The sequence below is a fragment of the Neisseria sp. HMSC066H01 genome (genome assembly GCF_001837375.1).
Taxonomy (GTDB): Bacteria; Pseudomonadota; Gammaproteobacteria; order Burkholderiales; family Neisseriaceae; genus Neisseria.
The window spans coordinates 1-396 of sequence record NZ_KV832183.1 but is presented as its reverse complement, the minus strand read 5'-3'; the positions used below and the strand labels follow the sequence as shown (position 1 = coordinate 396).

The 396-nt window shown below is 57.1% G+C and carries 1 pseudogene; it reads right to left on the bottom strand.

Going from position 1 to position 396, the window contains the following annotated elements:
* A pseudogene (locus HMPREF2551_RS00165) lies at positions 1 to 396 on the bottom strand (hypothetical protein); the annotation flags it as partial.

Below are 396 nucleotides of genomic sequence, written 5' to 3'. Positions count from 1 at the left end.
ATTGGTGCTGCCGCTGTCGCCGTTGAAGGTCAGGCCTTTGGTGTCAACGGTGGTTTTGGCATCTACGCCTTTTTGGATATCGTCTTTGGTGTCTTGCGCCAAGTCGATGCTGTAGTCGGTCACGTTGTTCGCGTCTTCTGCTGAAGCAGTGACGGTCACTTTGTTCGAACCTGCGCTCGCAGTGGTGCCTTTGGCGTTGACGGTGTAAACGTCTTGGCCGTTGGCGCCGGTCGTTTTAACCACGTCTTTGATGTTGGTACCGGCGGCAACCTCGGTACGGGCGGCGGCGCTTTGCTGTTTCAGCTGGCTGTAGTTGACCGCGTCGGCGTCATCGGTACCGGCGGCAACATTGGTGATCTTGTTGCCGGCGGCATTGATGCCTGCTTTGGTCACACT